Genomic DNA, 233 nt, shown 5'->3' on the forward strand with positions numbered 1-233 from the left:
TCAGAATTTACTTTTAAAAATAATTTTTTATTCAATTTAAGTGGAGTTTCTGCGGATGTAATTTTGTCTACATTTTCGAAATACTGCCAATACAAACCTCCCCAAGTAATTCCATTTTCTTTTTTGGTAATGGTAACTTCTGCCATTTCTTTTTTAATTTCAGACCCATTCCACGCAGTTTTAAAATAACCTGTGCCAGCTTCTCTTTTTCCATTATCCAACTTTGTTTGATT

1 protein-coding gene is annotated in these 233 nt (G+C 30.9%); it reads right to left on the minus strand.

Annotation, left to right across the window (positions count from 1 at the left end):
• Positions 1–233 (minus strand): hypothetical protein (locus tag ACY2RX_RS14970; RefSeq protein WP_490104757.1); only part of this gene is annotated, 233 nt, incomplete at both ends.

Source organism: Polaribacter sp. 2405UD43-2, assembly GCF_058147125.1.